The sequence below is a fragment of the Scytonema sp. PRP1 genome, from assembly GCF_036697665.2.
Classification (GTDB): domain Bacteria; phylum Cyanobacteriota; class Cyanobacteriia; order Cyanobacteriales; family Nostocaceae; genus Kalymmatonema; species Kalymmatonema gypsitolerans.
Genome location: NZ_JBAHYJ020000079.1, coordinates 1 through 14,548, shown reverse-complemented (window position 1 = coordinate 14,548; position 14,548 = coordinate 1). Strand labels below are relative to the sequence as shown.

14 protein-coding genes, 2 pseudogenes and 1 CRISPR repeat array are annotated in these 14,548 nt (G+C 43.8%); of the genes and pseudogenes, 12 read left to right on the top strand and 4 right to left on the bottom strand.

Going from position 1 to position 14,548, the window contains the following annotated elements; translation table 11 throughout:
• Nucleotides 1–50: 50 nt before the first annotated feature.
• The 5 genes from V5G28_RS17820 to V5G28_RS17800 all read left to right on the top strand — a co-directional run bounded on the left by V5G28_RS17820 (nucleotide 51) and on the right by V5G28_RS17800 (nucleotide 5,684).
• Complete coding sequence (locus V5G28_RS17820) at nucleotides 51–1,727, top strand: ABC transporter substrate-binding protein (protein WP_332994400.1); 1,677 nt, start codon at nucleotides 51–53, stop codon at nucleotides 1,725–1,727.
• 561 nt (nucleotides 1,728–2,288) lie between these two features.
• Entirely contained in the window at nucleotides 2,289–3,278 is a 990-nt protein-coding gene (locus V5G28_RS17815; RefSeq protein ID WP_332994398.1) for an ABC transporter permease, read from the top strand.
• Entirely contained in the window at nucleotides 3,275–4,153 is an 879-nt protein-coding gene (locus V5G28_RS17810; protein WP_332994395.1) for an ABC transporter permease, read from the top strand. The genes V5G28_RS17815 and V5G28_RS17810 overlap by 4 nt, the downstream gene beginning before the upstream one ends.
• Nucleotides 4,154–4,162: 9 nt before the next feature.
• Nucleotides 4,163–5,092: an ABC transporter ATP-binding protein gene (locus tag V5G28_RS17805; RefSeq protein WP_332994393.1), complete on the top strand. Its 930-nt coding sequence runs from the start codon at nucleotides 4,163–4,165 to the stop codon at nucleotides 5,090–5,092.
• Nucleotides 5,079–5,684, top strand: coding sequence for an ABC transporter ATP-binding protein (locus tag V5G28_RS17800; protein WP_332994391.1), 606 nt, complete (start codon nucleotides 5,079–5,081; stop codon nucleotides 5,682–5,684). The genes V5G28_RS17805 and V5G28_RS17800 overlap by 14 nt, the downstream gene beginning before the upstream one ends.
• Here the strand turns inward: V5G28_RS17800 and V5G28_RS17795 are convergent.
• Entirely contained in the window at nucleotides 5,667–6,203 is a 537-nt protein-coding gene (locus V5G28_RS17795) for a hypothetical protein (protein WP_332994389.1), read from the bottom strand. The genes V5G28_RS17800 and V5G28_RS17795 overlap by 18 nt on opposite strands.
• Nucleotides 6,204–6,436: 233 nt before the next feature.
• On the opposite strand from V5G28_RS17795, the gene V5G28_RS17790 reads away from it, so the two are divergent.
• From V5G28_RS17790 to cas5, 5 genes are all read left to right on the top strand, one after another.
• Nucleotides 6,437–6,673, top strand: coding sequence for a hypothetical protein (locus tag V5G28_RS17790; protein WP_336231115.1), 237 nt, complete (start codon nucleotides 6,437–6,439; stop codon nucleotides 6,671–6,673).
• 164 nt (nucleotides 6,674–6,837) lie between these two features.
• Nucleotides 6,838–7,032, top strand: a complete 195-nt coding sequence (locus V5G28_RS17785) for a hypothetical protein (protein ID WP_332994384.1) — start codon at nucleotides 6,838–6,840, stop codon at nucleotides 7,030–7,032.
• A gap of 55 nt (nucleotides 7,033–7,087) precedes the next feature.
• Complete coding sequence (locus V5G28_RS17780; RefSeq protein WP_332994381.1) at nucleotides 7,088–7,750, top strand: endonuclease domain-containing protein; 663 nt, start codon at nucleotides 7,088–7,090, stop codon at nucleotides 7,748–7,750.
• 536 nt (nucleotides 7,751–8,286) lie between these two features.
• On the top strand, nucleotides 8,287–9,237 hold the full coding sequence (locus V5G28_RS17775) for a type I-B CRISPR-associated protein Cas7/Cst2/DevR (protein ID WP_332994378.1): 951 nt from the start codon (nucleotides 8,287–8,289) through the stop codon (nucleotides 9,235–9,237).
• Between the two features lie 15 nt (nucleotides 9,238–9,252).
• Nucleotides 9,253–9,900, top strand: a complete 648-nt coding sequence (gene cas5 / locus V5G28_RS17770) for a type I-MYXAN CRISPR-associated protein Cas5/Cmx5/DevS (protein WP_332994376.1) — start codon at nucleotides 9,253–9,255, stop codon at nucleotides 9,898–9,900.
• Between the two features lie 241 nt (nucleotides 9,901–10,141).
• Nucleotides 10,142–10,463: direct repeats of the CRISPR family, unit length 36 nt; unit sequence GTGCTTCTTGGCTTTATGTCGTTAGGCGTTGCTCAA.
• A 56-nt stretch (nucleotides 10,464–10,519) separates the two neighbouring features.
• On the opposite strand, the gene V5G28_RS17765 is transcribed toward cas5, so the two are convergent.
• Entirely contained in the window at nucleotides 10,520–10,654 is a 135-nt protein-coding gene (locus V5G28_RS17765) for a type I restriction enzyme endonuclease domain-containing protein (protein WP_332994513.1), read from the bottom strand.
• Between the two features lie 478 nt (nucleotides 10,655–11,132).
• A complete protein-coding gene (locus V5G28_RS17760; protein ID WP_332994374.1) occupies nucleotides 11,133–12,155 on the bottom strand; it encodes a TniQ family protein in 1,023 nt (340 codons plus the stop codon).
• 246 nt (nucleotides 12,156–12,401) lie between these two features.
• On the opposite strand from V5G28_RS17760, the pseudogene V5G28_RS17755 reads away from it, so the two are divergent.
• Nucleotides 12,402–12,626, top strand: a pseudogene (locus tag V5G28_RS17755) (hypothetical protein); the annotation flags it as partial.
• 640 nt (nucleotides 12,627–13,266) lie between these two features.
• Nucleotides 13,267–13,845: a hypothetical protein gene (locus tag V5G28_RS17750; protein ID WP_336231109.1), complete on the top strand. Its 579-nt coding sequence runs from the start codon at nucleotides 13,267–13,269 to the stop codon at nucleotides 13,843–13,845.
• Nucleotides 13,846–13,928: 83 nt separating this feature from the next.
• Here V5G28_RS17750 and V5G28_RS36755 read toward each other — a convergent pair.
• A pseudogene (locus tag V5G28_RS36755) lies at nucleotides 13,929–14,093 on the bottom strand (IS982 family transposase); the annotation flags it as partial.
• Nucleotides 14,094–14,548 lie beyond the last annotated feature (455 nt).

Here is a 14,548-nt window from a genome sequence, read left to right as displayed (position 1 = left end):
TCCTATGAATCGCAAGACAGTATCGAATTTAGTAACACTCTTAGTGGGCAATGTACAAAAATTGTCTTAGTAGTAGGCAATGCCTACCCGGTAAAACTTATCAGCGCACCTCTCATTTCCTTCGCTTGTTAGCAGTGCTGTTGTTAGTAGGAGCGGCTGCTTGTAGTCGGGTTTCCCAGAACCGCTCACTGTTTAGCGCCACCTCTGGGTCCAAGCAGCAGATTATGGTGGACTTGGGGTGGGATGAATATCATATATATGAGAAAGGGTTCGACCCAACAATGGGTTGGCATTACGCCGGTCCTCCTCTGTTTCAAAGTACACTATTAAGCCGCAACGAAAATTTGGAACTGGTCAACGACCTAGCCCAAAGCTACACCGTCAGCAGCGATCGCAAGGTCTGGACAGTGAAAATCCGCGAAGATGTTCGGTTCACTGATGGTCAGCCCCTCTTGGCAGAAGATGTCGCTTACACCTTCAATACAACGAAAGACAGTTTGGGGCGACTGGATATGGAGATTTTGGATCGCGCTGTTGCTACAGGTAAGTATCAAGTCGAATTACACCTCAAACGACCTGATATTACCTTTGTCAATCAACTTGCCACTTTGGGTATTGTACCCAAGCATGCCCATAACAAAGACTACGCCCGCAACCCAATCGGTTCCGGTCCTTACAAACTAGTGCAATGGAACCAGGGCGAGCAGGTGATCATCGAAGCGAATCGTGACTACTACGGGCAGAAACCAGCTATTAAGCGTGTCATCCTTCTCTTCACTCAGGGAGATGCTGCTTTTGCCGCCGCCAGAGCCGATCAAGTTCAGGTGGCTGCAGTTCCCAACCACCTAGCCTCACAACCAGTGGAGGGCATGAAGACTTATGTCATTAAAAGCCTCGGTCACGCTGGGCTTATGTTTCCCTTTCCTCCCCGTACTGGGAGGAAGACACCTGATGGCTACCCAATTGGCAACGATGTCACCTCAAACCGAGCGATTCGTCAAGCAGTCAATTATGCGATTGACCGCCAAACTTTGGTTCAAACCTTGTTTAACGGTTACGCTTCCCCAGCGATGAGTCCTGCTACTGGTCTTCCCTGGGACGAGCCAAAAGCAGACATTCAAGACGGTGATATCAACAAAGCCAAGCAAATCCTGAGTGAGGATGGTTGGCAGGATACGGATGGTGACGGCATTTTAGAAAAACAGGGGATCAAGGCAGAATTCACTCTCCTTTACAATGCCCAAGACGCTTTCCGGCAGGGACTGGCTTTAGCAGTTGCCCAAATGCTCAAACCTGTCGGGATTAAGGTAAATGTTGAGGGTAGGAGCTGGACTGAGATTGAACGCCGGATGCAAAGCAATGTTGTCCTCTACGCGCTGGAAACCCACGACACGCAGCAGTTATCCTTTCTCTTCCAAAGCTCTTTGGCTCAGGGAAAATACCAAAATCCCGGTTACTATAGCAACCCAGTGGTTGATAGAGCGCTTGACCGAGCAGCAGCATCCGCTACAGAGACAGAAGCAATCCAATTTTGGAAGCAGGTGCAATGGAATGGTCAAACTGGAGTCACCACAAAAGGCGATGCAGCCTCAGCCTGGCTAGTCAATATCGATAAAACTTACCTTGTCAGCACCTGTCTCGACGTTAGTAAAGCTACCGAACAATCCCGCCACTACACGCTAACGCTTCTACATAACTTGCCTAACTGGAAATGGATTTGTCATTGACGTACTCCCCTGCCTAAAGGCTAGGGGATTCTTAAAAGCTGTTCCACAGCAGGCTTAAGCCATGCTGTTACACCTTTCTTCCTGTTTCCTAGACTCTTAACTAGAGCAGCCTCGTGACTTACTCCCCGTCAGACCGTCTCAACAAGCATTTTAGTTTTACATCCAAGAGGCGTCCCCCCTCAGATGGGTCTAAATATTTGGTTTTTATTTGTCTTTTTCCCAGAAGCCAGTGTCATTATCGGTTCGCTGGGCATGGAAGTGGAAGACTTTCCTACAATGGTTTCACGTTAGTTACGCGTTATTTTTCTATTCTAAATAAAAAAGTGCAAATTGTTCAGACAAATAACTCTAAGGTAGGCTTTAGCCTACGTCGTGGTTTTCATCCCCGCAGCTATTGCCGAGGGGTTCTCAACCTACCTTCTTATAGCAGCCCATTCTTTACTCTTAGGACTTACGCAAGAACTAGTCGTGAAACTCTTATTTCTTCGTGTCCTTTGCGTCCTTTGCGGTTCGTTTTTTCATAATTTTGCGTAAGTCCTGACTCTTCTGGCTCACTCCATCATGCACTTCCTGATTCGATTTATTCTGCAAAAAGTCTTGCATTTGTTGTTGCTCCTGCTAAGCGTCGCTGTCCTTACCTTCGTGCTAGTTAGCTTATCTCCGGTTGACACTGTCAATGCTTACGTTGGTTCTGACGTAATTCGCCTCGGTTCAGAGCAAAGAGAATTGATTATCCAGCGCTGGGGGCTTGACAAACCTTGGATTATGCGATTCATTCTCTGGCTGGGGCAACTGCTTCAAGGCAACCTTGGAACTTCCATGACCTACAATCAACCAGTTTCTGATGTCATTGCTGAGCGCTTTCAAGCCTCACTTTGGTTAATGGCATTGGCGTGGTTGGGTTCAGGCATTTTAGGAGTCGCTTTAGGTGTCTTAGCAGGAGCGAAAGAAGCTTCACTGCTGGATCAAGCAATTCGGCTGTATGCTTACACTTTGTCCTCTGCTCCCACCTTTTGGATTGCACTGCTGCTGCTTATTACCTTCTCCGTCACTTTAAAAGTCACTCCTATGTGTTGTGCAACTCCACCAGGAGTGTTGCTTAAAGATGTCACTTTTTGGCAACGTCTATACCATTTGTTACTGCCTGCTCTCGCTCTCAGCGTTATTGGGGTTGCAAATATTGCTCTGCAAACCCGCGAAAAACTGATCCAAGTCCTCAATAGTAACTATGCCCTGTTTGCTTACGCTCAGGGAGAAACAACGACTGGAGTCATTTTGCACCACGGTTTACGCAATATTGCTTTACCAGCCCTGACCTTGCAATTTGCATCTCTTAGCGAACTGTTTGGTGGTACTGTCTTAATTGAGAAGGTCTTTGGCTATCCTGGGTTAGGTAGTGCGACCTTACAAGCAGGTTTGCGTAATGATGTCCCGCTACTGGTGGGTATTGTTTTGTTCAGCGCCATCTTTGTGTTTATCGGCAACACCTTGGCAGACCTTAGCTACCAAGTGATTGATCCCCGGATCCGCATAGGAGGTACTAGAGGATGAAACTTCCTAGTGCGATTTCAACCCCTCAAACTTTAGGACGCAAACTATCACTCATCTTCAGTAATCGTCGTAGTCGGACATTGGTGCTCATTGCTCTGTGCGTGCTCATTTTGAGCATCCTGCTGCTTGGCACCCAACTGATTGGTAAAGCTGGTTTGGAAATTTCCTTACAAGAACGCAACCAACCTCCAACGCTTGCTCACCCGTTTGGCACTGACTGGTTGGGACGAGATATGTTCACCCGTACCCTCCACGGTTTGAGCTTGAGCTTATGGGTGGGGCTGCTAACCGCTAGCTTTAGCGCCGTGATCGCCTTGGTACTGGGCACGCTCTCAGCTACACTGGGTGGTAAGGTTGATGCCTTTATCATCTGGATAATTGATGTATTCTTCAGCCTGCCTCACCTAGTATTAGTTATCTTAATTGCCTTTGCTGTTGGGGGCGGAGTCAAGGGGTTAATCATCGCCATCACTATCACCCATTGGATGAACTTGGCTCGTCTGCTGCGGGCTGAAGTGCTTCAGGTCAAAAGTTCTGATTACGTGCAACTCTCTTCTAAACTAGGACACTCCCCCTTGTGGATTGCCCGCAATCACATACTGCCCCACCTATTGCCCCAGTTCCTCGTTGGGTTGATTTTGTTGTTTCCCCACGCAATTTTGCACGAGGCAGGGCTTACCTTTTTGGGTTTGGGTCTACCGCCAGAGATTCCGGCAATCGGGATTATCCTGTCGGAATCAATGCGATACCTATCCACTGGCTACTGGTGGCTGGCGGTCATGCCAGGAGTAGCGTTGCTTATAGCGGTGAAAACCTTCGACATCTTGGGTCAGAGCCTGCTTGCTTTGCTCGACCCAAAAACAAGCCAGGGGTAACATTATACTATGCTATCAGTTCAAAACCTCAGTCTTACTTTCACCATGTACGATGTGGGTCTGACCCAAAAACGGCTGACCGTCATTACGGATTTGGATTTAGAGGTTGGTGCGGGTGAAGTGGTGGCAGTGGTTGGTTCTAGTGGCTCTGGTAAAAGTCTGCTAGCTCACGCCATTTTGGGCATTTTGCCTTATAATTCCTTGGTTACAGGCAAGATAATTTTTAAAGGAGAACTTCTGACCCCAGAGCGTCAGACCAAGTTGCGGGGCAAGGAAATTGCCTTGATTCCCCAGTCAGTTAGTTATCTTGACCCCCTAATGAGCGTGGGTTCGCAAGTACATCGGGCAGCTCGTTTGGGTGGATTGTCTGCTACGCAAGCAAGAGGAGTTGTGAATCAAACCTTTGAACGCTACGCTCTTCCCTTGCCAGTTAAACAGCTTTACCCCTTTCAACTTTCAGGTGGCATGGCTCGACGAGTACTAGTTGCTACAGCAGCCGTCGGACGCGCTGAACTGTTGATTGCTGATGAACCCACTCCTGGTTTACATATAGATGTAGTCGTTGAGACACTTAACCATCTACGCGAACTGGCAAATGAGGGCAAAGCGGTGATTCTTATCACCCATGACCTGGAAGCGGCTGTGGGAGTTGCAGACAAAGTGGCTGTGTTCTATGCAGGCACGACATTGGAAGTGGCGGCGGCAGAGGATTTTACTGATGGTAATCTGCGTCATCCTTACACACAAGCTCTGTGGCGATCGCTGCCCCAAAATGGCTTCATCCCGGTTAAAGGCACCCAACCCAGTCCAGAGGCGCTTCCTGATGGTTGTCTGTTTGCTGACCGCTGTCCCTTAGTGACTGACGCTTGCCAAAAAGCCCGACCCCAGTTTCAGATCGTGCGAGGCGCTCCTGTGAGGTGTATTCATGCTGAAGGGTGAACAGTTGTCTTTTCGCTACCGAGTCAATCAACCTTGGATTTTGCGTGATTTTAGTATTGAAATCGACAAGAGTGAAATTGTGGGCTTGCAAGGTCCAAGCGGTCAGGGCAAAACGACTATAGGTAAGCTACTAGCCGGGTATCTTCAACCAACGGAGGGTAGAGTCACAATCGACGGTAAGCCTCTGCCAAAACAAGGCTATTGCCCGGTACAGCTCATCTTTCAGCACCCAGAACTAGCAATGAACCCCCGCTGGCTGATTAGCCAAATCCTAGCAGAGGGAAAAGGAACATCTAGGGAACTCCTGCAAGCTTTGGGAATTCACTCTAGTTGGCTGAGTCGCTTTCCCCATGAACTCAGTGGGGGAGAGTTGCAGCGCATCGCAGTCGCACGCTCGCTCAATAGAGCAACCCGCTACTTAATTGCTGACGAGATGACTGCTATGTTGGATGCCAACACTCAAGCACTCATCTGGCGTGCAGTCATTGACTATGCCTGCCAGGTTGGAATAGGTATTTTGGTTATAAGTCATGACATTGCGCTACTCAAGTACCTGTGTCACCGTAGGATTGATTTAAAAGCAGCCCATTGAAGAAAAGGGTTCATATTCGTCACTTGGCTCTTGTGGCTCATATTCCTTCAATCGCTCCCATTCATCCGCAGTTAGCTCATCGAATGGCTTGTCTAAAAGGTCATCTACTGTGCTATTCGTAGCGGTTTCAATAATTCGACTTTGCGCTTCCTCTCCCGTAGAACAGTACCAGCACTCAGTGCTACCACAAGAACGCGCTACCCACTCACCACTTATTGATTGGTAGAAGGTACCGATAAGACGCATACCTTGCCATACTCTGTACAAGCTGCCAAAGTCAGAGTCGGGTACTGCGTCAATTTCTGCTTCTGGTGCAACTTCCTGCGCTTGCTGTTCAATTGTTACGTTGAGTTCTGATTGCGCTACCGCTTGAATTTGTAAGGACTGCTTCGCCAAAATCTCATCAACACACTTGGCGTTTGCCGAATGCTTAGGTAACCCTAATTGGTCACAGATTGCCCAGAGTTCGGGACGTTTGAGAGTCGTGAGATGGTCGCCGCTATATATAGGATGTGTCATTATTAAAATACCTGACTTTAGTAGTTGGGGGTTTACAAAAGGCGATCGCACTTGATTGGTAGTCGGAGCGGTCGTCTTTTGTTTTGGCTTGGGGTAGTTCCCTGTTGCCTTGTGAATCTAATGTAATGCAATGCAACGCTTATGTCAAACATTGCGACGCATAATTTTCTTTTGTATAGTCAGGAGAACTATAATTCAGGGAGAGACATTGCAACGCATTGCAGAGGGTCAATATGAGGATGGATACTCAAATCAATTTCCGGACTTCATCGGAAATTAGAGAGCAAATGGAGAAAATAGCTAAAGACCGAAACATAAAGCTATCACAACTGATTAATGATATAGTTGCCGACTTTATTAATCGCGAGGGGAATCAAAAGTCAGAAGGCGTGGATATACAAGCGCTTTATCAAATGGTAGTTTCACAAGAAAGACGGATAGATCAACTAGAAAAAAAATCAGCAGCCTGAGAGAGGAAAACCTGTCTCTCAGGCGACAACGCGATCGCGTCTTGCAAATTATGAAAGAAGACCCGCCTCCGTCACAAGACAAGGCGGGTTGAGTTTTATTAGGTGTATAAGCGTCGCAAAGCGACGCTTATGTATTACAATGACGATAACACGTTGCATCTGCAATGCTTAGCCTCAATGTTTCCTGTTACCACGTTTGTGATGGCGGAACCATGAGCGCAGGTTTGAAGCGTGGCTCAGTCGTTAAGCATCCAAGATATGGGTTCTCCTACGTTGGGGCTTGGCAAGAATCTCCAACCAAAAAAGACCCAGACAGAAAAACAATTAGCTTGCACAGTCTTGATACTGGTAAGCGATAGCTGAAGCTTACGACAGATTGGCGAAAACTGCTGAGATAGGAGTGGAGGTGGTGAAATGAGCATAATTAATTTAGCTTCTGTCCACGAAAACAACGCTCTTTGTGCTGACTTTTCGATTGAGATAGCGGTTGTCTTGTATGAGTCAGACGAGCAGTATCCAGTTGATTTTGAATTAGCTTGGCAGTGGTTGGGATACAGCAGGAAAGACAACGGAAAACGAATACTGGCAAAGCACTTTACCGAAGGAAAGGATTATTGCATTTACTTGGTGTCTGCAACTGCCCCGAACGGAGGACTTACGCATAAGCAAAATATTTTTCTAACTATGGATTGTTTTGCGAGGCTTGCAAGTCTTTCTCGATCCATTTCAGTAGTAGATGTTTTGCAATGCCTTGGCATAAAAGTAGCAATGCCATCAATCGAAACTCAGACTTTATCAATTATTCAAAAAAGTTTTGCACATTTAAAACCAATACCGCAATTTCTGGTAAATGGATATCGCATAGATCTTTATTTTCCAGAAGAAAGGGTTGCCGTGGAGTGCGACGAACTGCACCACAACATGACAGGAATTTATGACGAGGAAAGGCAAGACGCAATTATAAAAGCTTTAGGTTGTAAGTTTATCCGGTTTAAGCCACACAGCCCAAATTTCAACCTTGGCGATGTCATTTATCGGTTAATCGTGGAATTTTACCATCGCAATCAAGAATCCTAGTTTACCTGCCATAGTACATATCGCGCGACTAAAAGCAAATGAACAGCTTAACGCAACAAGACAATCCAAGCTTCAAGTTTTACCGGAAGAAAGGCAGAGGGCAGAGGGCAGAAGGCAGAAGGAAAGATAGTAACTTTTATACAAAGGTAAGTCCTCTGTGCTCTGCCATATGGTCTAAAGCCCCTGAATTTATTTATGGAGACAAATAAAAAAGTGCGAACTTTATTAAATCCCCCGCTTTTAAGCGTGGGGATGCCCTTCTGCCTTCTGCCGCGCGTACTTCTGCCTTCTTAAGACGACCAATCTTTTAGGGATTTTATGTGAGAGTTTCTCGCTAGAGCGGGTCTTAATTCAGCTTTATATACTCAGTGGGAAGAGATATTACCCTTAATCATGGAATCGCTATCTTGGCAGAAAGGTAGAAATTTAGCCTTGCTTGCTCTAGCCAGCTATAAACCTAAAAGAAATCCCATATCAGATAGGGATCAAGACGCTACAGAGGATTCAGAAACCCCCGCATCACTCTAGGAAAAACTATGTATTATTTATTCGGTACGCTTTTAACCCATTATGGTTCTGCTTCACTCAATCACGGGCAAAGAAAAGGTAATATTAGCCCACTTCAAAAGTGCCAATGGTACGACAAGCTGCATTCAACGGTAAACAGTGATGCCATTCGTTGGGCATTGCGCTACTACTGGCAACAAATGGATTACCCAGTTAACCGTATTTGGGATGCCGATAACTTTGTCAATCGCTTTACAGACGATAATTTTGACCCAGTACAGTTTATTGATGATGACGTTTTGGGGTACATGAAACCGGAAGCAGCAAAGGAAGATGTTGTTGAGGAAGAAAGCTCGTCACTAACCCAGCCCAATCCAGAAGAAGTCGTAGAGAAAGAAAGTTTCAAGCAATCCAAGTCTAAGGGACGGAATAACAAGAAAGGAAATTCGCTACAGAGAATGGGAGCGTTAGGGGTTAATCGAGCAATTTCTCTAATTCCCTACAATGGGACAATGACATTCAATTCCAAAAGTGGTAAAAAAGACCGAACGTCACTTCACTTTCTTGAGTACCACAATACTCACTATCAATATGTTTTTGCGTTGGACACCAACCATCTCAAAGATAAATCTCGAATTTTTGCCGTTATTGATGGATTGATGTCGATTTGTAAGGTGGGCGGTCACAATAATGTATCTTGTTATGATTTCTCTCCTGAAAGTTTTGTGCTGCGCTGGACACAGAAAATTTCACCTCAAATATTTTATTGTTTTGAACAAAGTCAATCAGAACCAGAAATTAAAAGTGATTTAATAGAAGAGATTAAAGTGGGTGATATTGATGCTAAAGAGCTATGGATTGGAGGTAAAATTGTTAAAAATACAAAGGTAAATAAGGCAAATATCTTTCCGGGGAAAGAAGAGACAATTACTAATTTAAAAAAAGTTATCATGAAAGATTTAAAGTTAATTATTCCATAAAAGGAACCACTAATTATGGTATCAATTGCTATATACATTGATGTTCCTTTTGCCACGTTCCGTCAGTCATATGCTAGGGAATATGGCAAAACCTATCCTGTTCCTCCTCCCTCAACCGTATATGGGATGTTGCTTTCTTTGGTAGGAGAGACAGATGCAAACAAACACTGTGGGATCTCTTTAGCGATAGCTATGCTGTCTCAACCCCAAAAATCAGTCGTGCTTCGACAGTTGAGACGGTTTAAAGTAAAAGACATTCACGATGCTCGAAATACTGTCCCCGAGCATCAAGAGATCCTTAGCAATACTAAGTTCATGGTTTGGCTAGCCTCTGGTAATGATGAAGCACAGCCCACTTTAACAGAGAGAATTCAGCAAGTTTTAGCCAATCCATCATTTAATAAGCGTTTTGGCTGTTTATATTTAGGAGAAAGTAACGATTTAGTCAATGTGGTGAAGTTAGTATCTGATGACTATCAGAGCGAGGCAAGACAGTGGTTAATTCAGGATAATAGAGGAGAGCTTACTTTGCCCTATTGGGTTGACCATGTTGGTTCAAAGGGAACGCTTAGGCAGCGATATACCCTTAGGGAAATGTCTACTCAGTCTCCACCTGAATTATCTTGGACGATAATTCAAGCTCCAGCTTACAAGGATCGCTGAATGTTAAGTAGACTGAATGAAAAAAATAGCTGTAATGCTAATTGAATATATTACTTAGGGTTTAAGTAGCACTTTCCCAGATGCTTGTAAATTGCTGGATACCTCATAAATTCTGGCTTTTAGGCATTGAGAAAACTATTAAAGTTGATAATATTTGTAACTTCAGCCAGTCATTTAAAGAGGTGCTTGTAAAATTGTCTGTAAGCCCTTAGCTATTAAGTCTTCTAGAAATAGCAATCGCGTGCTTCTTGGCTTTATGCCGTTAGGCGTTGCTCAAAAAACTCTAGAATTCAAGCTATCCCCTACTCTTGCGTGCTTCTTGGCTTTATGTCGTTAGGCGTTGCTCAACAAGGGGAGAACGAATGCTGGGAATGGCGCACAATGGTGCTTCTTGGCTTTATGTCGTTAGGCGTTGCTCAATGTGAATCGGAACTCGACAGCAGCGCGCAAATCATTGTGCTTCTTGGCTTTATGTCGTTAGGCGTTGCTCAAGAAGTACCCGCATGAAGATGTTGTAGAACTCCGCTGTGCTTCTTGGCTTTATGTCGTTAGGCGTTGCTCAAGTTAGCGGTTTCAAGCTAAAGTCTTTGAAGTGTGCTGCTTTGTTGCCCAATTCTACCTAATCCTTACACAGTAATTCAGCTTGTTGTAGAACTGTCAGTGTCACTTTTTCCTGCTTGCCGGGCGGATATTCGTATTTTTTGAGTAGTCGCTTGACGCTAGCTCTGATCTTAGATCGAACCTGTTCCCTTATGCTCCAATCACCCCTTCGGGGAATTCAAAATTCCAAATTCGCTCGTTCAAAATTAAGAACCCCATGGATGAATCCGGGAGCTTGAATATAATGTTGCAAAGCATTTTTATCCCTCCATTAATAAAATAATGGTGCAAGAAACCGTTAAACAAGGTAAACTTAAATTAAAAATTAAAAGAGTTTAAACTTTTTCCATTCAAAATTTATTAATTATTTTTGAATTTTGAATTTTGAATTTGAGCGAAGCGAGGGTCAATAGTTATGTTAGCGACGGGTTTCAGATGTTAGGCTCTAAAATCGTGAAAAAATAATATTGTTTGTTTACTATCGATTATTTGATTAATCTCGATATCATCACGAAAAGTTTATAGCTTATATGAATAAATTCATGCCCAACTGGCGTTTCTATAAAGAAGAATTGAATAGTATGCCCCTTAATTATATAAATTGGAGTTATTAAAAGCGGAAAACATCAGTGCTAAACCTTATAACCAAGATGAAAATGCTCAAATAAAATTCTACTCAACCATTGAATATCTTCTAAAAATAACTGTGATAGGGTTAGATTTGCCCTTTGACACACCGGAATAATTAACTTGACAAGATGAAACGGCTTATTTTGATGTTGTCCTACCGCTATCTTCAACTGCTCCATTATATTCCCTAGAGCAACAAACCGAGTTAAATCTTTACTCACTGCGCTCTCAAAAACAAATGAAATAAATTGTAACTTCCTGATTAACTCTTCCATCGTTGGTTCATACTTCAACTGAGGCACAACAGCGATTAATTCGCCAATACTGGTTATATTAGACCGAATTTCTTCAATATCACGAGGATGAGTTGACTTACGCCCATCCTTATCTCTCCCCATCCACTCCTTACAACGAGAACAAAATCCTGGTAGCAAAAAATTAGCAATCACAGGTAAACGAGAACCACAATGGGGACACTCATCTATTAACTGGCACTGATGATGCAGACAAATCTTAACATCTCGAAAAGACCATAACAAAGGCTCATAAATACTTTTTTTCTCTTGCTTCCATTGCTCATAACAGTCAGGACACCAAGCACGATATTGACGAAATAATTCTCGTTCACTAATCACTCTTTTCCAAGTTAAAAAACTTAAGATCTTTAAATCTTCTCGTTGCGTCAAATATTCTAAAGCCTGAGTTAGATTTTGAGTCATTGTCTTCATTCCATTTAAAGCTGGTTTTGCATCAGTGTTAGCAAAAAGACTACTGACTTTCTTCTTCCTATAAGACACTTCAAAATCTTGTCCCATAATCTGAGGGGCGATTTCTCTCATAATTAATGTCCGAGAAGTAAGGCAGTGCTCTTGGGCTAGGCGGTTGAGATAACTGGTTAAACTTTCTGTATAGGCTGTTCCTACTCCAATTGGTTCAATAGGAAACAAACGACTGCGCCTGGGAATTGCTGGAGCTTTTAAACTCACAACCTCAAGCTCCGAGTTGATACTATCTTGATTGGGCATATTACTTCGGTTCTCGAATGCGGCGATTTTCAGTGAGTACACTTAGCCATCATAATTTTAAGCTATCCTCGTAATCTGACCGAGTCCTCATGGACAACTTATGCTTTGTTTTTTGCACTCATGGACAACTTATAGTTGTCAAGCGGTAATTTTCTGCCCGCTCGAGGTACGAAAAATCAAGCTTCTAGAGATTCCTGTGGTCAACTTATGATTGTCATTGTGGACAACTTATGGTTGTTGTCCCACCCAGAACAGCCCTATTCCTTAGCAGCCAACCAACAAACTTATTTAGAAGAAACACGCAAAGAATTAGCTCGTATTTCTGCGAATTTGGAAGCAGATCGCGCTACAAATTTGACGGAACATGAACGTCTAGCAAGAGAAGCAAGAGGGGCGATCGCCCAGCTTTCTACCGACGGACAATTTCTCGATCATGTCCGCGAGATTATCAGGTTTTTTAAGACAGCATAGTTCACAATCCAAAATTGCTGCAATTCCTGAGACAGAATTATAGCGGGTTTGGTGTTGCGTGGAATACAGTAGGGGCTTCCAAATAAAAAAATATCCCAAATTTTCTTGTGGGATGGGTGTCCCCACCCGTTCCAATATTTAGGGCGGGCTTTCCTGCCCAACGCCAGAGTCGGCACGAGGGAAACCGTTCGGCTGAGCGCTCACGGCGAAGCCGTCATTCGCGCTGGCTCCCCCACAAGATGGATAATTTATTTCTTGGAAATCCCATAACTACGATTCAAAATATCTTTTGCTTGTTCGAGAAAAAATTTCCCCTCTTGTGTGAGTGTCAATATGTTCTTTTTCAAAATTCACTAATTTAGATGATTGACAAAATTTAATATTTGTGTATTTTATATCTCAAAGCAGTATAATTTTAGACAAAAATACCAACTTTATCTATTTCTCGTTGAGCAAAACAACTGAAATAATACACAGTAAAGTTTTTTGGTGAATGTACGCGCTTAGAGCAATTCAGCCCTTGTCGTTCTGCCCTGGAGCTATCTGCATCAAAGCCGAATTGGATTAACTGCTTGTTTGGGGTGCATAAGAATCTAGAGCGTTCTTTCCTGTGTACATACTACTCAAATGGAATCACTACATGAATATTGGCGAAGTTCTGGACACTGTACAAACTCTGCTCTTTAGGCAACTTAGTTCCCTTGAGCGCTTAATCCTGTGTCAGTCATGGCTCGGACGCGGTTATAAGCAGATGGCACGCGATTGTGCCTATAGTATCGCTCACATCAAGGATATTGGCTCCCAGTTGTGGCGAGCCCTTTCTAAAGCATTAGGGGAGAGAGTGACGAAAAAAAATCTGTTTTTAGTCCTCAAGCAATATTTGCTTTCCCGGACAGGTGAAACAGTGCCTAGCGACCAGTTATCAGTAACTAGTGAGTTAGTAGAAGTAATAGATCCACCACTAACACCTACCACTAATCAGTTACCAGTTCCCACTGATTTAGTAGAGCCTTCATACTCAGAAGATAGCGAGCAATTACCACCCTTTTGCGATCGCCCTACAGCCCTTCTCCTAAAGAGAGACGCTACGCGTTGGCGGAGCACGGGCATCCTACGGCAGGCGCTACCCTTCTCTTGGAGACGCTTTCTCGCCTTCGGCTGCGACTGCTTTGCAAACGCGAACAGGCAATCGCTGCGAGCTAGTTGCGGAACCAACTAGCTGCTTTGCTTAAAGAACACGACGAAATAGAACGCTCAATCAAAACTAGAACTACTGAATTAATTTAGAGTATAAAATTTTTATCATTTCAGAAACGCTTTTTGAAGAGTAAAAGCCAAAATAAATGCTCTCAGCCTAAGTAAAAACCCTCATTTAAGTACCGCATGAATTGACTTTGGGAAAACACAGACAATCTGACTAAATACAGTTTCAATGTAATGTCGCGTACATTGTTTAATGTATTGATTTCACAGCTGGTCTTAACGCTTGGAATTCTTTTTTCGTATGACTTATAGGTTGATTTGACCAAAAAAGAAAAGGATACAAGCCCCTAAATTTATTTCTGGAGAAGAAAAAATGCCCAGCAACTTTATTCAAGCCCCTGGATTCATCCATGGGATCTTCAATGCCGTACAGAGATGAATTTTGAATTTTGAATTTGAGCGAAGCGAGTGACTTGACTGTTTCAAATCATCCTCTGCCGTGTCATCAGTGTAAGCAGAGTCAGCCCCTGAGTCCTTACGGACACGCATGCGCGTTGGCGGTGCCTGCGCTTTGCGCTTACGGGGAAGTCAAAAGTCAAAAGTCAAAAGTCAATGCTGTTCAACAATTAAGAAAAATAATTGCGGAAGTACTCTCGATATAGCTGACAACTAACAATTGCTTGACTATCGATTATATGCACCAATCCTAAACTTTTTAA

Bases quoted from the DNA above. Each gene is read 5' to 3' on its own strand.
- V5G28_RS17820 (WP_332994400.1), top strand. From the start codon at position 51: ATGTACAAAAATTGTCTTAGTAGTAGGCAATGCCTACCCGGTAAAACT.
- V5G28_RS17815 (WP_332994398.1), top strand. From the start codon at position 2,289: ATGCACTTCCTGATTCGATTTATTCTGCAAAAAGTCTTGCATTTGTTG.
- V5G28_RS17810 (WP_332994395.1), top strand. From the start codon at position 3,275: ATGAAACTTCCTAGTGCGATTTCAACCCCTCAAACTTTAGGACGCAAA.
- V5G28_RS17805 (WP_332994393.1), top strand. From the start codon at position 4,163: ATGCTATCAGTTCAAAACCTCAGTCTTACTTTCACCATGTACGATGTG.
- V5G28_RS17800 (WP_332994391.1), top strand. From the start codon at position 5,079: ATGCTGAAGGGTGAACAGTTGTCTTTTCGCTACCGAGTCAATCAACCT.
- V5G28_RS17795 (WP_332994389.1), bottom strand. From the start codon at position 6,203: ATGACACATCCTATATATAGCGGCGACCATCTCACGACTCTCAAACGT.
- V5G28_RS17790 (WP_336231115.1), top strand. From the start codon at position 6,437: ATGAGGATGGATACTCAAATCAATTTCCGGACTTCATCGGAAATTAGA.
- V5G28_RS17785 (WP_332994384.1), top strand. From the start codon at position 6,838: ATGCTTAGCCTCAATGTTTCCTGTTACCACGTTTGTGATGGCGGAACC.
- V5G28_RS17780 (WP_332994381.1), top strand. From the start codon at position 7,088: ATGAGCATAATTAATTTAGCTTCTGTCCACGAAAACAACGCTCTTTGT.
- V5G28_RS17775 (WP_332994378.1), top strand. From the start codon at position 8,287: ATGTATTATTTATTCGGTACGCTTTTAACCCATTATGGTTCTGCTTCA.
- cas5 (WP_332994376.1), top strand. From the start codon at position 9,253: ATGGTATCAATTGCTATATACATTGATGTTCCTTTTGCCACGTTCCGT.
- V5G28_RS17760 (WP_332994374.1), bottom strand. From the start codon at position 12,155: ATGCCCAATCAAGATAGTATCAACTCGGAGCTTGAGGTTGTGAGTTTA.
- V5G28_RS17750 (WP_336231109.1), top strand. From the start codon at position 13,267: ATGAATATTGGCGAAGTTCTGGACACTGTACAAACTCTGCTCTTTAGG.